Here is a 21,861-nt window from a genome sequence, read left to right as displayed (position 1 = left end):
TCAGAAGCTCTCGGGGACGTCTTGCGTCTGCACGAGGGGTTTGACCGCCAGATCGGGCGGGACGTTCATCATGCGCAGGGTCTGCTGCACGACTTCACTGAACACGGGCGCCGCGGCGAGGCCGCCGAAGTACTGGCCGTCGGTCGGCTCGTCGATCATCACCGCGACGATGATGCGCGGCTTCTCGATCGGCGCCATGCCGGTGAACCAGGCGCGGTACTTGTTGCTGGCGTAGCCCTTGCCGACCTGCTTGTGGGCCGTGCCCGACTTGCCGCCGACCGAGTAGCCCACCGTCTGCGCGCGCGTGCCGGTGCCGCCGGGGCCGGCGGCCATCTGCAGCATCTTGCGCACGGCGAGCGCGTTGGACGGCGAGAACACGCGCACGCCGACCGGCGGCTCGGCGTTCTTCAAAATGGTGACCGGAATGAGCGAGCCGTCGTGCGCGAACGAGGTGTACGAATGCGCCATCTGGAACAGCGACGCCGACAGGCCGTAGCCGTAGGCCATGGTCGCTTGCTCGACCGGCTTCCAGGTCTTCCACGGGCGCAGCCGGCCCGTCACGGCGCCGGGGAACTGGATCTGCGGCTTCTGGCCGTAGCCCAGCGCGGTGTAGGTGTCCCACATCTCGTGGGGCGTCATCTTCTGGGCGATCTTGAGCGCGCCCACGTTGCTCGACTTCTGGATCACGCCCTCCACGGTCAGCGAACCGTAGTTGTGGGTGTCGCTGATGGTGAAGCCGCCCAGCTGGTAGCGCCCGGGCGCGGTGTCGATGATGGTCGAGGGCTTCACGCGGCCGGCCTCCAGCGCCATCGCCACGGTGATCGGCTTCATGGTCGAGCCGGGCTCGAAGGTGTCGGTGAGCGCGCGGTTGCGCAGCTGCTCGCCGGTGAGGTTCTGGCGCTTGTCGGGCACGTAGCTCGGGTAGTTGGCCAGCGCCAGCACCTCGCCGGTGGTGCTGTCGAGCACCACCACGCTGCCGGCCTTGGCGCGGCGTGCGGTGACGGCGTCGCGCAGCTTCTGGTAGGCGAAGAACTGCACCTTGCTGTCGATGCTCAGCTGGATGTCGCGGCCTTCGACCGGCGGCACCTGCTCGCCCACGCCCTCGACCACACGGCCCAGCCGGTCCTTGATGACGCGGCGCGAGCCGGCCTTGCCGGCCAACTCCTTGTTGAACCCCAGCTCGATGCCTTCCTGGCCGTTGTCTTCCACGTTGGTGAAACCCACCACGTGCGCGGCCGCCTCGCCCTCGGGGTACTGGCGCTTGTATTCCTTGCGCTGGTAGATGCCCTTGAGGTTGAGCGCGGCGATCTGCTTGGCGATGGGCTCGTCGACCTGGCGCTTGATCCAGACGAAGGTCTTGTCTTCGTCCTCGAGCTTCTTGTCGAAGTCCTTCTGCGGCATGCCCAGCAGCTTGGCCACCTGCTTGAGCTTGGCGCGCACCTCGGGGTCGTCGCGCTCCACGTCTTCGGGAATGGCCCAGATGCTGGGCGCCACCACGCTGGAGGCGAGGATGAGCCCGTTGCGGTCGAGGATGCGTCCGCGGTTGGCCGGCAGCTCCAGCGTGCGCGCAAAGCGCACTTCGCCCTGGCGCTGGAAGAAGCTGTTGTTGAAGACCTGCACGTACGCAGCCCGCCCCGCCAGCATGACGAAGCCGAAGGCGATGCCGGCGACGATGAACTTGCTGCGCCACACCGGCGTCTTGCTCGCGAGCAAGGGGCTGGTGGTGTAGCGCACGCTGCGGTTGCCGCGGCTCATCGGGCGGGCCTCGCGGTGGCGGCGCCGGGCTTGGGCGGCGTGGTGGGCGGCAGCGGTGCGATGGCCGGGATCACCGAGCCGTCGGGGCGCACGTACTGCGTGATGGCCGGCGAGGCCGTGCGCATCTGCAGCTGCTCCTTGGCGAGCTTCTCCACACGCAGCGGCGTGGCCTGTGCGCGCTTTTCCACCTGCAGGCGGTCATGCTCGGTTTCGAGCTTGCGCGTCTCCTGCTGGGCGCGGTCGAACTCCGTGTAGAGCTGGCGCGACTGGTACTGGGTGTGCACAAGGTACAAAGCCGTCGCAATGACGGCCAGCAGAAGGAGCAGGTTGATGCGCGCCATGGCTACCCGGCCTCCGTGCGTTCGGCCACCCGAAGGATGGCGCTGCGCGAGCGCGGGTTGCCGCGCACTTCTTCTTCGGACGGCTTGATGCGCTCGAGCGCGTGCAGCTTCATCACCTTGGGCGCGGCGAAGGGCGCGCGGCGGTCGTAGACCTCCTTCGAGTGCTTGGCGATGAACTGCTTGACGATGCGGTCTTCGAGCGAATGGAAGCTGATCACCGCGAGCCGGCCGCCGGGCGCGAGCACCGACAGGCTGGCTTCTAGCGCTTGTTGCAGCTCCTCAAGCTCGGCGTTGATGAAAATCCGAAAAGCCTGAAATGTGCGCGTTGCAGGGTTCTGGCCCTGCTCGCGGGTTTTGACCGTGCCAGCCACGAGCTCGGCCAGTTCGGTGGTGGTTGAAATTGCGCCCCGTTCTTGTCTGCGAGCAACAATCGCCTTTGCAATCTGAACAGCAAACCGTTCTTCGCCATAGTCACGGATCACCTCTGCAATTTGTTGAAGTTCAGCCGTTGCCAGCCATTCGGCCACGCTCTCGCCGCGCGTGGTGTCCATGCGCATGTCGAGCGGACCGTCGAAACGGAAACTGAAGCCGCGCACCGGGTTGTCGATCTGCGGCGAACTCACGCCCAGGTCCATCAACAGGCCGTTGACGCTGGCGTCGGGCAATTCGCCCAGCGAGCGGAATCCCTGGTGGCGGATAGAAAAACGCGCATCCGAGATGCGCGCTGCTTCGGCCACCGCTTCTGCATCCTTGTCGAATGCGATGAGCCTGCCTTCCGGCGCCAGCCGCGCGAGGATGGCGCGCGCATGTCCTCCGCGGCCGAAGGTGGCGTCCACGTACGTGCCCGTGGCTGCCGCGCTGCCGGAAAGAAGGGCTTCCACCGCCTCGTTCAACAAGACGGTCGTGTGGGTCAGGGGGGTGTTCACGGGGCTCCTCAGAACGCGAAGTCCTGAAACACATCCGGCATCTCGCCCTGGGTGGCCTCGGCCTCCTTGGCCTCGTAGGTGGCCTTGTCCCAGAGTTCGAAGTGGTTGCCCATGCCCAGCAGCAGCGTCTCGCGGTTGATGCCGGTGGCGGCGCGCAGCTCGGGCGACACCAGCACGCGGCCGGTGCCGTCCATCTCGACGTCCATCGCGTTACCAAGGAAGACGCGCTTCCACCACTGCGCCGACATCGGCAGCGCAGCAATGCGTTCGCGGAATTTTTCCCATTCGGGACGGGGGAACACCATCAGGCATCCGTGCGGATGCTTGGTGATCGTGAGCTGGCCGCCTGCCGTGGCGCTCAGGACGTCGCGATGCCGGGTCGGCACGGAGAGCCGCCCCTTGGCATCCAGACTGAGCGATGAAGCGCCTTGAAACACGACCACGAAACCCCTGTGGTGGGAGGTGCCGCGACACCCGGAAGGGGCGTTGCCCGCACTTTTTCCCACTTAACTGCACTTTTTTCCACTGTAGCAGGAAACACTTGCGACGCAACTGGGGCTCGGGGGTATTTTTTGTAATGGAATCAACGACTTAGCGCCGATTTCCAAACCTGGAAATCGGCGAATTGTGTTGAAAATGAAGTACTTAGCTCACGCAGTGAAAGTGATGCGTGAAGGACGACCCCGTTACAGGGGCCGAGGGAGGCGGCTTCAGAGGATGAAGCGCGAAAGGTCTTCGTCGTGACTTAGTGCCGCGAGGCGCTCGTCGACATAAGCGGCATCGATGCGGACCGTCTGGCCCTCGATGCGGGTGGCATCGAAGCTTACCTCATCGAGCAGGCGCTCCATCACGGTCGACAAACGGCGCGCGCCGATGTTCTCGGTGCGCTCGTTCACCTCGAAGGCGATGGCCGCTAGCCGCGTGATGCCGTCGGGCGCGAAGTCGAGCGTCACGCCTTCGGTGGCCAGCAGCGCCTGGTACTGCTTCACGAGCGACGCGCGGGTCTGCGTGAGGATGCTCTCGAAGTCCGACACCGAGAGCGACTGCAGCTCGACGCGGATCGGAAAGCGCCCCTGCAGCTCGGGGATCAGGTCGCTCGGCTTGCTCAGGTGGAAGGCGCCGCTCGCGATGAACAGCATGTGGTCGGTGCGCACCACGCCGTACTTGGTCGACACGGCCGTGCCTTCCACGAGCGGCAGCAGGTCGCGCTGCACGCCCTGGCGCGAGACGTCGGAGCCTTGCGCGTCGCTGCGCGTGGCGACCTTGTCGATCTCGTCGATGAACACGATGCCGTTCTGCTCGGCGTTGGCGATGGCCTGCGTGCGGATCTCGTCCTCATTGACCAGCTTGGCGGCCTCTTCGTCGATCAAGAGGCGCATCGCTTCGGCGATCTTGAGCTTGCGCGTCTTGCGCTTGCCGCCGCCGAGCTGGCCGAACATGCCGCGCAATTGCTCGGTCATTTCCTCCATGCCGGCCGGGCCCATGATCTCCAGCGGCGCACGGGTTTCGGCGAGGTCGAGCTCGATCTCCTTGTCGTCGAGCTGGTGCTCGCGCAGCTTCTTGCGGAAGGCCTGGCGCGTCGGGTTGGGGCTGTCGAGTGCGGGCGCGGCACCATCGACGCCACGCGCCGGAGGCAGCAGCGCGTCGAGGATGCGCTCTTCGGCCGCGTCTTCGGCGCGGGCACGCACCTTCACGCTTTCGGATTCGCGCGTCTGCTTGACGGCGATCTCGGCGAGGTCGCGAATGATCGAGTCGACGTCCTTGCCCACGTAGCCCACCTCGGTGAACTTGGTGGCCTCGACCTTGATGAACGGCGCGTCGGCCAGGCGGGCCAGGCGGCGGGCGATTTCGGTCTTGCCGACGCCCGTCGGGCCGATCATGAGGATGTTCTTGGGCGTGATCTCGTGGCGCAGCGAGTCGTCGACCTTCTGGCGGCGCCAGCGGTTGCGCAGCGCAATGGCCACGGCACGCTTGGCGGCGGGCTGGCCGACGATGTGGTTGTCGAGCTCGGAGACGATTTCCTGGGGGGTCATGGACATGGTCAGAGCGCTTCCACCGTGTGGTTCATGTTCGTGTAAATGCAGATTTCTCCGGCGATCGCCAGCGATTTGCGCACGATCTGCTCGGCCGAGAGGTCGGTGTTGTCGATCAGCGCCTTGGCCGCCGACTGGGCGTAGGCACCGCCCGAACCGATGGCAATCACGCCGTCTTCAGGCTCCAACACGTCGCCATTGCCGGTGATGATGAGCGAAGTCGTGGCGTCGGCCACGGCCAGCATGGCTTCGAGCTTGCGCAGCACGCGGTCGGTGCGCCAGTCCTTGGTGAGCTCGACCGCTGCGCGGGTCAGGTGACCCTGGTGCTTCTCGAGCTTGGCCTCGAAACGCTCGAAGAGCGTGAAGGCATCGGCCGTGGCGCCGGCGAACCCCGCCAGGACCTTGCCGTGATAGAGCCGCCGCACCTTGCGCGCCGTGCCCTTGATGACGATGTTGCCGAGAGTGACCTGCCCGTCCCCGCCGATGGCGACCTGATCGCCTTGGGGGGTCTTGCGGCGCACGCTCACGATGGTGGTGCCGTGAAACTGTTCCATCGCAGCCATCTGGGGATGGGCCAAGGCAATGCAACCCCTGAGGTCGGACAAGCTGCTGGCGGAAAACACGGCCCCGCCGGGGCCGCGGAACCCCTGTGACGGGGTCAGTTCTTGCGGACTGCGACCGTGGCGTGGTCGGTGATGCCGATCAGCCCAAAGAGCGCAGCAATCAGCCGGTGCGCGTCGACGAACTGCACCCGCTCGCCGTTCGCGTCGCGCTCGCGGACCCAGCTCAGCAGCGTGCCGGCCGCCGTCAGGTCCATGCGCAGCAGGGCCGCGCACGAGATGACCGGCGCCGTCGTGTGGCGCAGGTCGTGGTCCAGGCGCTGCCAGCACGACAGCGAGTCGCCACGCAGGTCGCCCGCCAGCGCGGCAAAGCCGCTGTCGGTGGACGGGAAGCTCTCGGAATCGCCCCCGACCGACAGCAGCGACCAGACCGAACTCGGCCGGCTCGCCGGCGGCGCGGCCAGCGAGGTGCACTCGCCCTTCGGGTCCTGCCAGGAGGGCGGCGACACCTCGTAGGTGATGCAGTAGTTGAGCGCCACCAGCTCGAAGTCGTCGGGCAGGTGCATCATGCGCAGCGCCGCGAGGCGCAGCTGCCACCAGGCGTCGTCGGGATGGCGCTCGTTGTTGGGCGTGGCCGCGGCCAGCACCGCCATGAGCTGCGAGGCACCGAAGAAGCGCAGCTGCACCGGCGAGTCGGACCAGTGCGCGAACAGGATGCGCAGCGGCGCGGCGGCGGGCGGATCGATCTCGGTGAGCGCGCGCCAGTCGAGCGTCCAGACCATGCCGGCCTGCGAGAGCGCGCGCGTGAGCGCCATGAGCCCCTCGCGCGTCAGGTGCGCAGGGCTGGCCCAGTCGGCGGCGCCGGTGGTGTCGGAAGCCGCTTCGGCGTCCTCGCTGGCGGTGACGGCCTTCACGCTGCGGGCAAGCTCGTCGAGCGAGACCCAGTCAGGCCCCATGCGCTTCATGCGCTGCGCGTAGCGCATGCGGGCGGCCGCGAACTTGGCGGCGTCGCCGGTGGCACGGTACAGGTCGAACAGCGCGCGCCAGCGGGCGTCGTCGCGCTCCAGCGTGGCGGCGGCGGCGCCGTCTTCGGTGACGGGCGCAACTTCGGCGGCGAGTGCTTGCAACAGGATGGCTTCGGCGCCGGTGTCGTCGCCGTGCGCAAAACGGATCACGGCTTCTTCAAGCGCGCCGTCGTGCGCAAGCCGGGACGGCTGCGGCGCGGGGGCAGCAGCTGCAGCAGCAACCGCCGGCGCTGCGGCGACGGGCGCGGAAGCCGCCGGAGCGCCTGGATCAGCCGGCAACTGGTCGCCCCCGCTGTCGACCGGCGGCAGCGTTTCAGCGCCGGCGTCGGGCGGCGGATTGACCAGCGTCTCGCCGTTCGGCCCGCGGCCCTTCCACCACTGCTGCGACATCTGCTCTTCGATCTCGTCGATCTTCTTGAGCGTGAGTGCGCGGCCCTCGGGCTTTTCGGAGGTGCTGTTGAGGTTGAACGACGAGGGCGTGACCGTCGCCTCGAAGGCATGGGCCGCCGCTTCGCGTTGGCGCAGCTTGCGCAGCATGTCGAACTCGCGGCGGCGCACGAAGTCGTTGCGCTGACGCCGCTCGATCATTTCCTTCAGCATCTCGCGGCTGTAGGTCTGCTCGGGCAGCGACGAGTCGGAGGACGGGGTGTCCAGCTCCGACCAGTCTTTCAGGGGATTTCGAACGAACTTGGCCACCTTCGAAAAAAGGCGGCCTGACTCTTCCTTTGGCATTCAGAGAAGGTTATCGAAAGCGCGAATTTCGCTCTACCTTGCTGCTGTTAATCCCCGAACATTTTCTGCTTCAGCTCGCGGCGCTGCTGCGCTTCGAGCGAGAGCGTGGCGGTCGGACGGGCCAGCAGGCGGCCGACGCCGATGGGCTCGCCGGTCTCGTCGCAGTAGCCGTAGTCGCCGGCGTCGATGCGCTGGATCGACTGCTCGATCTTCTTGAGCAGCTTGCGTTCGCGGTCGCGCGTGCGCAATTCGAGCGCGTGCTCTTCCTCGATGGTGGCGCGGTCGGCCGGGTCGGGCACGACCACGGTGTCTTCGCGCAGGTGCTCGGTGGTTTCACCGGCGTTCTCGAGGATGCCGCGCTTGAGTTCTTCAAGCTTCAGGCGGAAGAACGCCATCTGCTTGTCGTTCATGTACTCGTCGTCGGGCATCGCGATGACCTCGGCGTCGCTCATCTCGGCGGGCGTCTTGGTCTTCCAGTTGTTGGCCAGCTTCGGGTCCTTCTTGACGGCCAGGGGCGGCGGCGGCACCAGCGCGGTGGAAGGTGCCTGCGAGAAGCTGGATTTGGCGGCGGTCGAGGCCACGGATTGCGGCATCGAGGGCACGGTGAGTTGCGACAGCCGGGACACGCGGCCACCACGCGCGGCGGGAGCGGGCGTAGCGGGGATCGAGGGTGTCGCCGGGGCGGAAGAAGAGGCGGCAGCCGTTTTTTTCATGGGGGTCGGGGGAGCAGAAAGGGTGGCCGCAGGACGGCCGACCGGTTGGGATGACGTAGGCGCCGCGCCCGCGGATTTCGTTGCGGGCTTGGCGGACTTCTTGGCAGCCGCGGTCCCGGTCTTGGCCGGGGTTGCCGCAGGCTTTTTGGCAGCGCTTTTCTCTTTCGCGGCAGGTGCAGCAGCAGCGGTGGCGGAAACCTTCTTCGCCGCGGGTACAGCCTTCGCAGCCGGCGCCTTCTTTGCGGCGGGCTTGGTGGCTGGCGTGGCCTTGACGGCGGGTTTCTTCACGGTGACTGGCTCCTTGTACGAACTGGAACGCGCTTTCACTGGGTGTCTCCTCCCAAGGGAGTCGTTGCGGGTGTCAGGCCGCGCGGGCTCCACGTGTCGGGGGGCGTCCGCAGGTGGGCGAACCCCGGGGTTATACCCCCGAAAGCCCGCCAAAAACCCTTGGCGCCCCGTGCCGTAAGTCATATCTCGCCCCTGTGGACGAAGCATGGCTCCCGGAACAGGCGCGCGATTGTATAGAGAACTCGAAACGCAGCGCCATGGGGTACCGCACTGCCCTGCTCCGTTAGCATCTTGCGGCGCCGCCGGAGGAGGCGGCGCAGGCACGGTGTGCGCGCCGGGAGGCGCCGCACCCGCCATTCAAATACAACTGATCGGAAAGAAATCTTGAGCAAAAAAGCAGTATTGGGAGTCCTGGCCGCGGCCATCGCCGTCGCCTACGGCGGCAGCACTTGGTGGGCAGGCACGCAGATCAAATCGAGCTACGACGTCGCGCTCGGCGAACTGCCGAAGCAGACCGCGCTGGTGCGCGTGATCGAGCGCAGCTACGAGCGCAACTTCTTCGGCGCCGTGAGCACGGTGACGCTCGAGCTGGGCTGCCCGGCCGAAGCCGCCACCGCCCCTGCTGCATCGGCACCCGCCGCCGCGCCGGCCGCAGCCGCCCAGGCCACGACCGAAGGCGAGGAAGAAGAGCCGAGCGAAGACGACAGCGACGCCGTGGCCACCCCGCCCAAGCCCGTGCGCATCACCTTCCGCGACACCATCCGCCACGGCCCGATCGCCGGCGCCACGCTGGCCGCGGCCGTCATCGACAGCGAGCTGGTGCTCGACGCCAAGGCGCAGGCCGAGGCCGAAAAGCTGTTCGGCAAGGCCAAGCCGCTGACCGCGCACACCAAGGTCGGCTTCGGCGGCGGCTTCACCAGCGACCTCACCGTCGCGCCCGCGAAGCTGGTCGAAGAAGGCAAGGGCGAATTCGCCTGGCAAGGCGCACAGGCCCGCCTGGACATGAACGCGGCCCGCACCCACCTGCGCTACGACATGACGATGCCCGGCCTGGACGTCAACACCGCCTCCAAGGGCGTGCAGGTCAAGATGGGCAAGCTCACCGCCAAGGCCGACATGGACGGGAGCGCCGGCTGGCTCCTGGCCACCGGCAAGTCCGAAGGCCGGCTCGACAGCTTCGAGCTGAACGCGCCCAAGGGCCTGGTCCCCGGCGGCGAGGGTGCCGCCCCCGCCAAGGCGATCAGGGTGCTGCTGCAAAGCATCGACCTGACCGGCGAAGCCACCATCAAGGACGGCCTGTACGCCTCCGAAGGCGCCTTCAAGGGCAAGGGCAAGGTCAACGAGACCACCATCGACAAGTTCGAGATCGCCAGCAGTGCGCGCCGCATCCAGACGGCCGGCTACAAGAAGCTGGCCGACGCCTGGCTGCAGTCGACCGACGGCGCCGGTTGCGGCCAGCGCAGCAAGGGCCAGAAGGACGCGATGCAGGCGCTGATCAAGCAGCTCGCGCCCGACCTCAAGGCCATGGCCAAGCACAGCCCCGAAGCAGGCCTGGACCGCATGCTGATCGAAATCGGCGGCAAGAGCGCCGAACTCAGCTACTCGGTGGCCCTCGCTGGCGTGACCGACGAAGACCTGAAGCTGCCCGGCAACACGCTGGTGCTCCAGCGCGGCGTGCTCAAGGCCAACGCGCGCGTGCCCGTGAAGTGGATCGAGAAGCTGGCCGAAACCGGCGCCGAGAGCGGCCAGATGCCGCCGCCTGAAATGGTGGCGGGCCTGATCGAACAGGCCGAGCAGAACGGCTACGTGAAGCGCGCAGGCGACGACGTGGTCAGCCAGGTCGAGTTCAGCGAAGGCCAGCTCAAGCTCCTGGGCAAGCCGATGGGGAATTTCGGCAAGTAGCCGTTGTCTGCCCCATGAAAAACGGCGCTGACCTCGCGGTCAGCGCCGTTTTTTATTTCAAGCGGGCGTGCTCAGACCAGGCACTGCTCCAGCCCCTGCTCCAGGATCTCGCGCGGCAGCTCGATGCCGATGAACACCATGCGGCTCTGGCGCGCCTCGTCCTTGCCCCACTCCGGGCCCAGGTCGCTGCCCATGAGCTGGTGCACGCCCTGGAAGATCACCTTGCGCTCGGTGCCCTTCATGTTCAGCACGCCCTTGTAGCGCAGCATGCGCGGGCCGTAGATGTTCACGATGGCGCCCAGGAAGTCTTCGAGCTTGGCCGGGTCGAAAGGCCGGTCGGCCTTGTAGACGAAGCTCTTCACGTCGTCGTCCGTGTGGTGATGGTGGCCGTGGCCTTCGTGCTTGTGCGAGGGGTGGTCGCACGCCTCGCCATGCGCGTGGTCATGGTCGTGGTGATCGTGGTCGTCTTCCTTCAGGAAGTCGGGGTCGATGTCCAGCTTGGCGTTCAGGTTGAAGCCGCGCAGGTCGAAGATGTCCTTCAGCGGCACGTCGCCGAAGTGCGCTTTCTGCTGCGGCGCGCGCGGGTTCATGTGCTTCAGGCGATGGATGAGCGCGTCGGTCTCTTCGGCCGACACCAGCTCGCTCTTGCTGATGAAGATCTGGTCGGCAAAGCCCACCTGGCGGCGCGCTTCCTGGCGGTCGTTGAGCTGCTGCGGCGCGTGCTTGGCGTCGACCAGCGTGAGGATCGAGTCGAGCAGGTAGCTCTCGGCGATCTCGTCGTCCATGAAGAAGGTCTGCGCCACCGGGCCGGGGTCGGCCAGGCCGGTGGTCTCGATCACCACGCGGTCGAAGTCGAGCAGGCCCTGGCGCTTCTTGGCGGCCAGCAGCTGCAGGGCCTCGCGCAGGTCTTCGCGGATGGTGCAGCAGACGCAGCCATTGCTCATCTGCACGATCTGCTCCTTCGACTCGGTCACGAGGATGTCGCTGTCGATGTTCTCTTCGCCGAACTCGTTCTCGATGACCGCGATCTTCTGGCCATGGGCCTCGGTCAGGATGCGCTTGAGCAGCGTGGTTTTGCCCGAGCCGAGAAAGCCGGTCAGGATGGTCGCGGGAATGAGGGCCATGGAAAAGTGCTCCGGAAACGGAAAACAGAAAAAGGCGGGGGATTGGCGGGCAGTTTAGCCAATGCCACTGAGTTGCGTTGCCGACGGGGTCAAGCCCTCGTTCACAGGGGCTTTCTCACCACCACCAGCCCCTTCAGGTACTCGCCTTCCGGGAACTCGATGGTCATCGGGTGGTCGGGCGAGGCGCCCAGGCGTTCGGCGATGTAACCGTCCACGCCGGCATCCAGCCCCGCCGAGGCCACGATCTTGTGGAACAGGTCGGCACTGATGCCGCCCGAGCAGGAAAAGGTGAGCAGCACGCCGCCCGGCTCCAGCAGCTTGAGCGCCAGGCGGTTGATGTCTTTATAGGCACGCGCGGCGCGCTCGGCGTGCGCCACCGTGGGCGCGAACTTCGGCGGGTCGAGCACGATGGCGTCGAAGGTGCGGCCCTGGTCGATGAACTCGCGCAGCACCGTGTTCACGTTGGCGTCGAGAAACTCCGTGGCAATGCCCTGCCCTTCGAAGCCGTTGAGCGCCAGGTGCGCGCGCGCCCGCTCAAGCGCGGGCTGAGACGAATCGACCGACACCAGCGAGGCGCCCTCGAGCGCCCCGGCCGCCTTCAGGCCCGCGAGCGCCGCCACGGTGAAGCCGCCCGTGTAGCAGAAGCAGTTGAGCACGCGCCGGAAGCGCCGGTGCTGCGCCAGCTCGGCAAAGCGCTGGCGACTGTCGCGCTGGTCGAGGTAGAAGCCGGTCTTGTGGCCGGTGGCGATGTCCAGCGACAGCTGCCAGCCGTGCTCGCGGATGGTGATCTGGGTGGGGCCCTCGCCGCGCAGCCAGCCCGTGACGGGCTTCAGACCCTCGCGCTCGCGGCCGCTGGCGTCGGAGCGTTCATACAGTTTGGTGAGCCCCGTGGCCTTGAGCAGCGCATCGGCCAGCACGTCTTTCCAGCGCTCCACGCCGGCCGACAGGAACTGCGCCACCAGCGTGTCGCCATAGCGGTCGACGATCAGCCCCGGCAGGCCGTCGGCCTCGCCGTGCACCAGCCGCACACCGTCGCTCTGCAGGTCGAAGAGGCCGCGCGCATGCACTGCGCGCGCACAGACCGTGGAAAAAAAAGCAGCGTCGATGCGCTGCTTCTCGTCAAAGCTCCAGGCCCGTGCCCGGATCTTGGAGGTCGGGCCGAAGGCCGCCCACGCGAGAAAGTGGCCGTCGTGCGACTCCACGCGCACCGTTTCCCCCGAGTCCGCGCCGCCGCGCGCAATGGCGGATTCGAAGACCCAGGGATGGCGGCGTTGGAGCGAGCGCTCCTTGCCCGGCTTGAGGCGGAGGGTTTTCATGGGAGATGAATGAAAGAAGAAATGAAAGACGAAAGAAAACGATGCAGGCGACGGGCCGTGGCTACTTGCCGTCCTTGTCCGGCCGGGCCTTGGCGCGCGGATGCGCCGCGTCGTAGACCTTGGCCAGGTGCTGGAAGTCCAGCCGCGTGTAGACCTGCGTGGTCGCGATGTTGGCATGGCCCAGCAGCTCCTGCACCGCGCGCAGGTCGCTGCTCGACTGCAGCACGTGGCTCGCGAACGAGTGGCGCAGCATGTGCGGATGCACCGGCGCGGCCAGGCCGGCCTTCAGGCTGCGCTCGCGCAGCAGCTTCCACACCGCCTGCGACGACATGCGTGCGCCGCGCGCGCTGACGAACAGCGCCGGCTCCTGGCGCTCGCCGCGCACCGCGAGCCAGTCGCGCAGCGCCTCGGCCGCCTTGCTGCCCACGGGCACGCTGCGCCGCTTGCTGCCCTTGCCGAGCACGTGGGCTTCCATCGCATCGAGATCGACCCAGCCGAGCGCCGTGGCGCTGGCCTGGGCGTCGAGCCCCGTGAGCTCGCTCACGCGCAGGCCGCAGCCGTAAAGCATTTCGACGATGGCGCCGTCGCGCGCTTCGGTCCAGGGGTCGGCCTCGGGGTCGTACAGCTCGGCCAGGCGCACCGCGTCGTCCACGCCCAGCGCCTTCGGCAGCGGCCGGCCCGCCTTGGGTGCGTGCACGTCCTGCACCGGGTTGAAGCCGATCAACCCTTCATGGCCGAGCCAGCGGTAGAAGCTGCGCCAGCACGACAGCACCAGCGCGATGCCGCGCGGCTCGCGCCCGGCGCTGTGCAGCTGCGCCATCCAGCGGCGGATGTGGGCGGTCTGCACGCGGTCCAGCGGCAGGCTGGCCTCGGCCGCGTGGTCGGTCAGCGCGCGCAGGTGGAACGCATACAGCTCGACCGTGCGCGGCGCGAGCCGGCGCTCCACGCGCACGTGTTCGAGGTATTTGTCGATCCATTCCATGTCGTCGTGCTCCGTGCGGCGCCCGGGCCCGTTAGCTAGAACTAGAACAGATAGCCCAGCGATGCATTGTTCACGATCGCCGCCGGCTCGCGCAATGCGCCCTTGAACAGCATGCCCCAGCGGCGCCAGCACGAGGTGGGCGCGGCGGCGTACTGCACGTCGAAGGCCTGGTCGAAGCCGCTGGCACGCACCAGCCGCTCGATGCGCCACAGGTGGTACGGCTCCGACACGATGATCACGCTGCGCACGCCGTTGGCTTCGAGCAGCGTGCGCGACAGCGACAGGTTGGCGCGCGTGGACGACGACACCGACTCCAGCACCATCGGCCCCGTGTAGCCCTCGGCCGTGGCGTGGTCGCGCATCACCTCGGCTTCGATGCGGCCGTCTTCCACGTCGACGCCGCCCGAGAACACCAGCGTCTGCGCGCGACCGGCGCGCGCCAGCACGATGCCCTGGTCGACCCGGCCCGTGAGGCAGGGGTTGGGCTTGCCGTCGAGGTAGGCGCGGTTGCCCAGCACCAGCGCCACGTCGGCCGCGCGCGGCAGCGGGCCGGCCAGGGCGGCCTCGGCACGCTGCCAGATCACGCCCGCGATGGCGGCATACGTCAGCACGCCGGCCAGCAGGACCACGCACAGGCCGGTCAGCCAAGGCCGGCGGCGCCACCCGCTTCGCGCGGAACGGCTCAAGGGCGCAGCCGCGACAGCGCGCCCGACGACAGCTCGGCGATGCGCTCGAGAAAGTCCGTGCCCATTTCGGCGTTGAAGCGCTGCGCGTCCGGCGAGGCCAGCACCAGCAGGCCGAAAGCCGGCGATTCGGCGTCGGCGCGCAGCGGAATCAGCGCGATCGACGCCGCGCCCTGCGGCTCGGGCAGCCAGTTGGCCGCCTCGAAGCCCGCGTTGAGCCCGCAGTACGGCGAGGTGAGCGAGGTGGCCAGCGCCTTCACGTCGTCGCTCACCCACTGGGCATAGGCTTCGTTCAGGTACTCGGTGCCGCAGTCCCACACCTTGATGGCCGTTTGCGGCACCAGGAACAGCGACTGCAGGTCGACCGCAATGCGGTACGGCAGGCTGCGCGGGTCGCGCGTGGTCAACAGGCCCTTGGTCCAGCGCTGCAGGCGGTCGGCGATGACCACGTTTTCGGTGCCGTGGCGCACCATGTCCATCAGGCGGTGCTCCAGCGCCTTGATCTTCTCGCGCAGCATCTCGGCCTGGCGCTCCTGCAGGCTCACGGCGCGGTTGCCGTGCGGGCTGGTGAGCTGCACCTGCGCCAGCAGCTGGGCGTGGCGTTCGAAGAAGTCGGGGGTGTTCGACAGGTAGTTCGCGATGTCGTCTTCGGTGATCGGGTTCATGGCGTTGTTGTCGTGGGTGAATGGGGTCATGGCTGTTCCGAAATGTCGGGCACGTCGATCTCGCCCTCGAACACCGTCGTGGCCGGTCCTGTCATGAGCACCGGCCGGCCGTCGCCCTGCCACTCGATCGTGAGAATGCCGCCGTGCGTCTGCACGTCGACGCGGGTGTCCAGCAGCCCCAGGCGAATGCCCGCCACCACGGCCGCGCAGGCGCCCGTGCCGCAGGCCAGCGTTTCGCCGGCGCCGCGCTCGAACACCCGCAGCTTGATGTGGGTACGGTCGACCACCTGCATGAAGCCCGCGTTCACGCGCTGCGGAAAACGCGGGTGATGCTCGATCTGCGGGCCCTGCTCGGCCACCGGCGCGGTGTCGACGTTGTCGACCACCTGCACCGCGTGCGGGTTGCCCATGGACAGCACCGCTACCGAAACGATAGCGCTGCCGGCCCGGGTGCCCAGCGCCAGGTGCCAGGTCTGCCAGTCGCCCCGGTGCTGCGGGTCGAGCCCGGCCGTGTCGAAGGGCACGCGCGCCGGCTCGAAGACCGGGGCGCCCATGTCGACCGTCACACGGCCGTCGTCGCCCATGCGGGGTTCGATCACGCCGGCCAGCGTCTGCACGCGCACGTCTTTCTTCTCGGTCAGGCCGTGCTCGCTCACGAAGCGCATGAAACAGCGCGCCCCGTTGCCGCACTGCTCCACCTCGCCGCCGTCGGCGTTGTGGATCACGTACTGGAAGTCGATGCCTGCAGCGGGCGACGGGCGCACCGTGAGGATCTGGTCGGCGCCGACGCCGAAATGGCGGTCGGCCAGGAAGCGGTACTGCGCGGCCGTGAGGCCCAGCGTGCCGCGCGTTTCGTCCAGCACGACGAAATCGTTGCCGGCTCCCTGCATCTTGGTAAAGCGGATTCGCATCGCCGGATTATCGCCACCGGCGCCGCCCTTCGCGCCGGAAGGGCCGCAGGGCGCGGCCCTTTCTGCGCGTGTGTGCGTGCCCGGCCTCAGCCCTGGATGAACGCCAGCAGGTCGGCGTTCACCTGCGCCGCGTGCGTGGTGCAGGTGGCGTGCGGCGCGCCGGCGTACAACTTGAGCTGGCTGCCCTTGATCATTTCGGCCGCCAGCTTGCCCGTGGCCTCGAAGGGCACGACCTGGTCGTCGCCGCCGTGGATCACCAGCGTGGGCACGTCGATCTTCGCCATGTCGGGGCGGAAGTCGGTCTCGGAGAACGCCGTCACGCAGTCGATGGTGGCCTTGATCGAGGCCTGCAGCGCGATCTGCAGCGTCTGCTTGAACACGCCCTGCGACACCTTCGCGCCCGGGCGGTTGGTGCCGTAGAACAGCGTGCTGAAGTCGTCGATGAACTGCGCCCGGTCGGCGGCCAGCCCGGCGCGGATGCCCGCGAAGAGCGAGGCCTCGGGGCCCACGGGATGGTCGGGCGTCTTCATGAACAGCGGCGTCACCGCGCTGATGAGCGCCAGCTTGGCCACGCGCGCGCTGCCCTTGCGCGCGAGGTAGCGCGTGACGTCGCCGCCGCCCATCGAGAAGCCCGCCAGGATCACGTTCTTCAGGTCGAGCGTTTCGATCAGCTCGGCGATGTCGTCGGCGAAGGTGTCGTAGTCGTAGCCGGTCCAGGGCTGGCTGGAGCGGCCGAAACCGCGGCGGTCGAACGCGATGACGCGGTAGCCGCGCTCGGCAAAGAACAGCATCTGGGCGTCCCACATGTCGGCGCTCAGCGGCCAGCCGTGGCTGAAGACGATGGGCTGGCCGCTGCCCCAGTCCTTGTAATAGAGCTCGGTGCCGTCGCGAAGGGTCAGTGTGGTCATGGTTTTTCCTTGAGATGGGCAAAAGGGTGAAAGGGAAAGAGAAAGAAGAATCCGCGCCGCTCAGAGCGCCAGGAAGTGATGCACCTCGGGCTTGCCCGGGCCGATGTGAAAGCGCAGCGCCTCGGCCTGCAGGTCGGCGTCGGCGTGCGACACGCGGTGGTGCTGGCGCAGGTGCTCGGCCCACGACTCCACGAGGAACCACTCCATCACGCGCTCGGCGTCGGCCGTGTGCTCGTGCACGCCCCAGGCGTAGGCGCCGTCGCGGCGGCGCTCCAGCGACAGGCGCTTCATCGCATCGAGGAACGCCGGCCGGTCTTCCTTGCGGATGCGGTACTCGACCTGGATCATCACGGGCCCGCGGTCGTGCGCCACCGGCTCGGCCAAGAGCGGCTCGGGCCAGTGGTTCGAGGCCTGCAGGTCGGCCTCGCCGGCGGGCAGCCGCACGCGATGGAACACCAGCCCCATCACCACCAGCCCCACCGCGCCCGCCACCAGCGTGGCCGGCACGCCGATCTGCTGCGCCACCAGGCCCCAGCCCAGGCTGCCGGCGGCCATGGCGCCGTTGAACACCGTGAGGTACACGGCCAGCCCGCGCCCGCGCACCCAGTTCGGCAGGATCGACTGCGCCACGCCGTTGAGCGTGGTCAGCGCAATGATCCAGCCCAGGCCGAGCACGCCCAGCATCGGCACCGCCAGCCATTGCGGCGGCGCGAACACCAGGGCGCCCATCACCGCGGCCGTGAGCAGCGAGGCCAGCAGCAGCATGCCATCGGCATCGAGCCGTGCACGCAGCCGCGGCATCACCAGCGCGCCACCGATGGCGCCCGCGCCCACCGCGCCGAGCAGGATGCCGTAGAAGCTCGCCGTGCCGCCCAGCATCTGGCGCGCCACCAGCGGCAGCAGCGCCCACACCGAGCTGGCGAACAGGAAGAACACCGCCGCGCGCAGCAGCACCACGTGCAGCTCCTTGCTGGCCCGCGTGTAGCGAAGGCCCGCGCGGAAGGCGCCGAAGAAGTTCTCGGACAGCCCGCTGTCCACCGCCGCCGGGCGCTTCCACCACAGGAGCGCCGCGATCACGAACACATAGCTCAGCACGTCCAGCCCGTAGGTGGCGGCCGCGCCGAAGCTCGCCAGAATCAGCCCGCCCGCCGCCGGCCCGATGGAGCGCGCGATGTTGATGCCCAGCGAGTTCAGCGCCACCGCGCCCTTGAGCTCGCTGCGCGGCACCAGCTCCGGCACGATCGACTGCCAGGTCGGCCCCATGAGCGCCGCGCCGATGCCGCCCACGAAGGTCAGCGCAATCAGGTACTCGACCGTGAGCGTGCCCGTGTGCGACAGCACCAGCAGCGTGCCGCTCACCGCAGCCAGCAGCACCTGCACGAAGATCAGGAAGCGCCGGCGGTCGAGGATGTCCGACAGCACCCCCGCCGGAATCGCCAGCAGAAAGATCGGCAGCGTCGCCGCCGTCTGGATCAGCGCCACCGCCGTCGGGCTGGCCGACAGGTCGGTCACCAGCCACGAGCTGGCCACGTCGCGCATGAAGCTGCCGATGTTGCCCAGCACCGTGGCGGCCCACAGCACGGCGAAGACCGGCTGGCGCAGTGGCGCGAAGGCGCCGGCGGCTTTGGCTTGGGGCTCAGTCATCGTGGCGCTCCTGGAGGTCGAGCCAGGCGACGAGCACGAAGCCGCCGACCAGGCCCAGGTGTTCGAAGAAGGAGTTGGCCGCCATGAAGCGTTCCTGCCCCAGCGGCATCTCCCAGAAACGCAGCGCGACGAAGGTCGCCATGAGCGTGAAGCCGCCCAGCGCGAGCGCGCCGAGCCAGCGCCAGAAGCCGGTGAGGATGAGCGCCGCGGCGCCCAGCTCCAGCACGATCACCGCCACGGCCAGCGGGCCGGCCGGCGCCAGGCCGAAGTGGTTCATCTCGGCGATGGCGGCATTGAAGTCCAGCGCCTTGTTCAGGCCGCCCTGCAGGTAGGCCGCGCACAGCAGCAGCAAGGCGATCCAGCGCACGGCGGGCGACAGGGTCCAGTGCATGGCCTTCATCACACCGCCCAGCAGGCGCAACCCAGCGCGCCCCAGAAGCTCTTCAGGTCGGCGATGGGCAGCTTGCTGCTCCAGGCCGTCGCGTGGCTGTGGCCGTGCACGTTGCAGTCGTTGGCGCAGGCGCACGACATCGCGGCGTTGCGCATCACCTTCTGCAGCGGTGCGCCCTCTGCCGTGTCGGCCCAGCCCGCATAGCCGCCGAAGGTGCGCGCGGGCGACCAGTCGGGCATGGCGGGCGGCAGGCCGCCTTCGTCGTGCGCGGCGAACGGGCCGGCGCCGTAGACCACCTTGCCGCCCACCATCGTGAGCAGCGCCGTGGTGTCGGCAATCTCCGATTCGGCGCAGGCGAAGAAATCGCGGTCGGGCACCACCAGGTCGGCCAGCTGGCCTTCCTGGATGCGGCCCTTCTTGCCCTCCTCGTTCGAGAACCAGGTGACGTTCTCGGTCCACATGCGCAGCGCGGCTTCGCGGTCCAGGCAGTTGCGCTGCGGGTACAGCTGCATGCCGCCCACCGTCTTGCCCGTGACCAGCCACGACAGCGACACCCACGGGTTGTACGAGGCCACGCGCGTCGCGTCGGTGCCGGCCGACACCTTCAGGCCGCGCTCGAGCATCTTCTTGACCGGCGGCGTGGCCTCGGCCGCGCCGGGGCCGTAGCGCTCGACGAAGTACTCGCCCTGGTAGGCCATGCGGTGCTGCACCGCCACGCCGCCGCCGAGCGCGGCGATGCGGTCCATCGACTTCTCGGAAATCGTCTCGGCATGGTCGAAGAACCAGTTCAGGCCGGCCAGCGGTGTGTCCTTGTTGACCTTCTCGAACACGTCGAGCGAGCGGCTGATGGTTTCGTCGTAGGTCGCGTGCATGCGCCAGGGCCAGCGGTTCTGCGCCAGGATGCGCACCACGCCTTCGAGGTCGCCTTCCATCTCGGGCGCCATGTCGGGGCGCGGCTGGCGGAAGTCTTCGAAGTCGGCCGCCGAGAACACCAGCATCTCGCCCGCGCCGTTGTGGCGGAAGTAGTCGTCGCCCTGCTTGTATCTGGAGTTCGCGGTCCAGTTCAGGAAGTCGTCCTTCTCGGCCTTGGGCTTCTGCGTGAACAGGTTGTAGGCCAGGCGGATCGTGAGCTGCCCGTCGTCGTGCAGCTTCTGGATCACCTCGTAGTCGTCGGGGTAGTTCTGGTTGCCGCCGCCCGCGTCGATGGCGCCGGTCACGCCCAGGCGGTTGAGCTCGCGCATGAAGTGGCGCGTGGAATTGAGCTGGTAGTCGAACGGCAGCTTCGGCCCCTTGGCCAGCGTGGCGTACAGGATGGCCGCGTTCGGCTTGGCCAGCAGCAGGCCCGTGGGGTTGCCGGCGCTGTCGCGCACGATCTCGCCGCCGGGCGGCGCGGGCGTGTCCTTGGTGTAGCCCACGGCGCGCAGCGCGGCGCCGTTGAGCAGCGCGCGGTCGTACAGGTGCAGGATGAACACCGGCGTGTCGGGCGCCACCGCGTTCAGCTCGGCCAGGGTCGGCAGGCGCTTCTCGACGAACTGGTGCTCGGTGAAGCCGCCCACCACGCGCACCCACTGCGGCGCGGGCGTGATCGCCACCTGGCGCTTGAGCATGCCCATGGCATCGGCCAGGCTCTTCACGCCGTCCCAGCGCAGCTCCATGTTGTAGTTCAGGCCGCCGCGAATGATGTGCAGGTGGTTGTCGATGAGGCCCGGCAGCACGCGCTGGCCCTGCAGGTCGATCACGCGGGTGTGGCTGCCGGCCAGCGGCAGCACGTCTTCGGCGCGGCCCACGCGGGTGAAGCGGCCGTCCTTGATGGCCACCGCGTCGGCCGTGGGGTTGGCACGGTCCAGCGTGGTGAAGCGGCCGTTGCGCAGGATGAGGTCGGGGGTCTGGGTGGTGGCCATGGTGGATGCGGGTGCGAGGGAGGTGGCTGCAAAGGCGCCGAGGGCGCCCAGGAAGTGGCGGCGTTGCGGGTCGGGGGCGTTCATGCGTCGCTCCGCTCGGACGGGCGGCTGCCGGCGGCGGCAGACTTCACCGCCCCAGGCTGTGCGCAGGTCGGCAGTTCGCCGAACACGTGCGGCTTGACCTGGTCATGCAGCCACGAGGTGGCGGCCGGCCGGTCGAACACCTGCCGCACCAGCGGCGGGATCTGCTCGCCGAGCAGGATGCCCAGCAGGCCCACCAGGGCGATCACCGGCGGCGCCGGCGAGCGCACCTGGAAGAGCGCGTAGATCACGCCGACCAGCAGGCCGAGCGCGAGGGAAACGACATAGGTCTTCATGGTCGGTCGGCCTTCCGGGTGCGCTGCGCTCAACCCTCGTGGGCGCCGAACATCGTCTTGGCGTACGTCACGCCCAGACCGTAGGCGCCGCCCACCTTCTTCGCAATACCGGTCGTCAACTCGTAGGTGTCGCCACGCGCCCAGTCGCGCTGCAGCTCCAGCAGGTACTGCAGCGAGGTCATCGGCTGCGCGCCGGCCTGCACCATGCGCTCCATCGCGCGGTTGTGCGCCTCGGTGGACACGTCGCCGCAGGCGTCGGCAATCACGTACACCTCGAAGCCCTGGTCCAGCGCCGACAGCGCCGGGCCCACGATGCACACGCTGGTCCACAGGCCGGCCAGCACGATGCGCGGCTTGCCGATGGCGTTCACGCGCTCGATCACGGCGGCGTCTTCCCAGGTGTTCATCGAGGTGCGGTCCAGCATCTTCTGGCCGGGGAAGGCGTCGGTGATCTCGCTGAACATCGGGCCCGAAAAACTCTTCTCGGCCACGGTCGTGAGGATGGTCGACACCTTGAAGCCGGCCGCCGCCTGCGCCACCAGCGCGGCGTTGTTGCGCAGGTTCACGGCGTCGGTCGAGTGCGTGGCAAAGGCCATCTGCGACTGGAAGTCGATCATCACCAGCGTGTGGTCGGTGGGGGTGAGCAGCTTGGCGCCGGCGGTGGGGGTGGCTTGGACGGTCATG

The 21,861-nt window shown here is 68.2% G+C and carries 21 protein-coding genes; 1 reads left to right on the top strand and 20 read right to left on the bottom strand.

Going from position 1 to position 21,861, the window contains the following annotated elements:
- From AC07OH_RS17695 to dksA, 8 genes are all read right to left on the bottom strand, one after another.
- On the bottom strand, positions 1-1,755 hold the full coding sequence (locus AC07OH_RS17695) for a peptidoglycan D,D-transpeptidase FtsI family protein (RefSeq protein ID WP_492679227.1): 1,755 nt from the start codon (positions 1,753-1,755) through the stop codon (positions 1-3).
- Positions 1,752-2,096 (bottom strand): cell division protein FtsL, encoded by a 345-nt coding sequence (gene ftsL, locus AC07OH_RS17690; RefSeq protein ID WP_489059342.1) that lies wholly within the window; start codon positions 2,094-2,096, stop codon positions 1,752-1,754. Before ftsL ends, AC07OH_RS17695 begins: the two co-directional genes overlap by 4 nt.
- Before the next feature lie 2 nt (positions 2,097-2,098).
- A complete protein-coding gene (gene rsmH, locus AC07OH_RS17685; protein ID WP_062474238.1) occupies positions 2,099-3,022 on the bottom strand; it encodes a 16S rRNA (cytosine(1402)-N(4))-methyltransferase RsmH in 924 nt (307 codons plus the stop codon).
- 8 nt (positions 3,023-3,030) lie between these two features.
- Positions 3,031-3,459 (bottom strand): division/cell wall cluster transcriptional repressor MraZ, encoded by a 429-nt coding sequence (gene mraZ / locus AC07OH_RS17680; protein ID WP_056576192.1) that lies wholly within the window; start codon positions 3,457-3,459, stop codon positions 3,031-3,033.
- Positions 3,460-3,732: 273 nt separating this feature from the next.
- The gene (hslU, locus tag AC07OH_RS17675) at positions 3,733-5,061 is read right to left on the bottom strand and encodes an ATP-dependent protease ATPase subunit HslU (RefSeq protein ID WP_307583008.1); all 1,329 of its coding nucleotides are present in this window, start codon (positions 5,059-5,061) and stop codon (positions 3,733-3,735) included.
- A gap of 2 nt (positions 5,062-5,063) precedes the next feature.
- Positions 5,064-5,609, bottom strand: a complete 546-nt coding sequence (gene hslV, locus AC07OH_RS17670) for an ATP-dependent protease subunit HslV (RefSeq protein ID WP_042578379.1) — start codon at positions 5,607-5,609, stop codon at positions 5,064-5,066.
- Positions 5,610-5,713: 104 nt separating this feature from the next.
- Positions 5,714-7,336: an STAS domain-containing protein gene (locus AC07OH_RS17665; RefSeq protein ID WP_495301572.1), complete on the bottom strand. Its 1,623-nt coding sequence runs from the start codon at positions 7,334-7,336 to the stop codon at positions 5,714-5,716.
- Between the two features lie 83 nt (positions 7,337-7,419).
- Entirely contained in the window at positions 7,420-8,085 is a 666-nt protein-coding gene (dksA, locus tag AC07OH_RS17660; RefSeq protein ID WP_489059348.1) for an RNA polymerase-binding protein DksA, read from the bottom strand.
- Positions 8,086-8,757: 672 nt separating this feature from the next.
- Between dksA and AC07OH_RS17655 the strand changes: the two genes are divergently transcribed.
- Positions 8,758-10,275, top strand: a complete 1,518-nt coding sequence (locus AC07OH_RS17655; protein ID WP_495301571.1) for a YdgA family protein — start codon at positions 8,758-8,760, stop codon at positions 10,273-10,275.
- 71 nt (positions 10,276-10,346) lie between these two features.
- Here AC07OH_RS17655 and AC07OH_RS17650 read toward each other — a convergent pair whose 3' ends face one another.
- The 12 genes from AC07OH_RS17650 to AC07OH_RS17595 all read right to left on the bottom strand — a co-directional run bounded on the left by AC07OH_RS17650 (position 10,347) and on the right by AC07OH_RS17595 (position 21,860).
- A complete protein-coding gene (locus AC07OH_RS17650; protein WP_307695610.1) occupies positions 10,347-11,399 on the bottom strand; it encodes a CobW family GTP-binding protein in 1,053 nt (350 codons plus the stop codon).
- A 101-nt stretch (positions 11,400-11,500) separates the two neighbouring features.
- Positions 11,501-12,715: a class I SAM-dependent rRNA methyltransferase gene (locus AC07OH_RS17645; protein WP_070060137.1), complete on the bottom strand. Its 1,215-nt coding sequence runs from the start codon at positions 12,713-12,715 to the stop codon at positions 11,501-11,503.
- A 61-nt stretch (positions 12,716-12,776) separates the two neighbouring features.
- Complete coding sequence (locus AC07OH_RS17640) at positions 12,777-13,697, bottom strand: tyrosine recombinase XerC (RefSeq protein ID WP_495301570.1); 921 nt, start codon at positions 13,695-13,697, stop codon at positions 12,777-12,779.
- Positions 13,698-13,738: 41 nt separating this feature from the next.
- A complete protein-coding gene (locus tag AC07OH_RS17635; RefSeq protein ID WP_495301569.1) occupies positions 13,739-14,383 on the bottom strand; it encodes a YdcF family protein in 645 nt (214 codons plus the stop codon).
- A complete protein-coding gene (locus AC07OH_RS17630) occupies positions 14,380-15,075 on the bottom strand; it encodes a DUF484 family protein (RefSeq protein ID WP_489059355.1) in 696 nt (231 codons plus the stop codon). The genes AC07OH_RS17635 and AC07OH_RS17630 overlap by 4 nt, the downstream gene beginning before the upstream one ends.
- Positions 15,072-15,956 carry a diaminopimelate epimerase gene (gene dapF / locus AC07OH_RS17625; RefSeq protein ID WP_495301568.1) on the bottom strand — a complete coding sequence of 295 codons (885 nt, stop codon included), beginning with the start codon at positions 15,954-15,956 and terminating at the stop codon, positions 15,072-15,074. Before dapF ends, AC07OH_RS17630 begins: the two co-directional genes overlap by 4 nt.
- Before the next feature lie 86 nt (positions 15,957-16,042).
- Positions 16,043-16,864: an alpha/beta fold hydrolase gene (locus AC07OH_RS17620; protein ID WP_495301567.1), complete on the bottom strand. Its 822-nt coding sequence runs from the start codon at positions 16,862-16,864 to the stop codon at positions 16,043-16,045.
- A gap of 60 nt (positions 16,865-16,924) precedes the next feature.
- Positions 16,925-18,508, bottom strand: a complete 1,584-nt coding sequence (locus tag AC07OH_RS17615; protein ID WP_070060141.1) for an MFS transporter — start codon at positions 18,506-18,508, stop codon at positions 16,925-16,927.
- The gene (locus AC07OH_RS17610; RefSeq protein WP_492679213.1) at positions 18,501-18,899 is read right to left on the bottom strand and encodes a DoxX family protein; all 399 of its coding nucleotides are present in this window, start codon (positions 18,897-18,899) and stop codon (positions 18,501-18,503) included. Before AC07OH_RS17610 ends, AC07OH_RS17615 begins: the two co-directional genes overlap by 8 nt.
- 8 nt (positions 18,900-18,907) lie before the next feature.
- Positions 18,908-20,800 (bottom strand): amidohydrolase, encoded by a 1,893-nt coding sequence (locus AC07OH_RS17605; RefSeq protein WP_495272494.1) that lies wholly within the window; start codon positions 20,798-20,800, stop codon positions 18,908-18,910.
- An 80-nt stretch (positions 20,801-20,880) separates the two neighbouring features.
- Entirely contained in the window at positions 20,881-21,177 is a 297-nt protein-coding gene (locus AC07OH_RS17600; RefSeq protein WP_159273859.1) for a DUF1427 family protein, read from the bottom strand.
- 29 nt (positions 21,178-21,206) lie between these two features.
- Entirely contained in the window at positions 21,207-21,860 is a 654-nt protein-coding gene (locus tag AC07OH_RS17595) for a hydrolase (RefSeq protein WP_495301566.1), read from the bottom strand.
- Between the last annotated feature and the right edge of the window lies 1 nt (position 21,861).

The organism is Variovorax sp. GW821-FHT10C12 (assembly GCF_059415405.1).
This window is presented reverse-complemented; position numbering and strand designations above follow the sequence as displayed.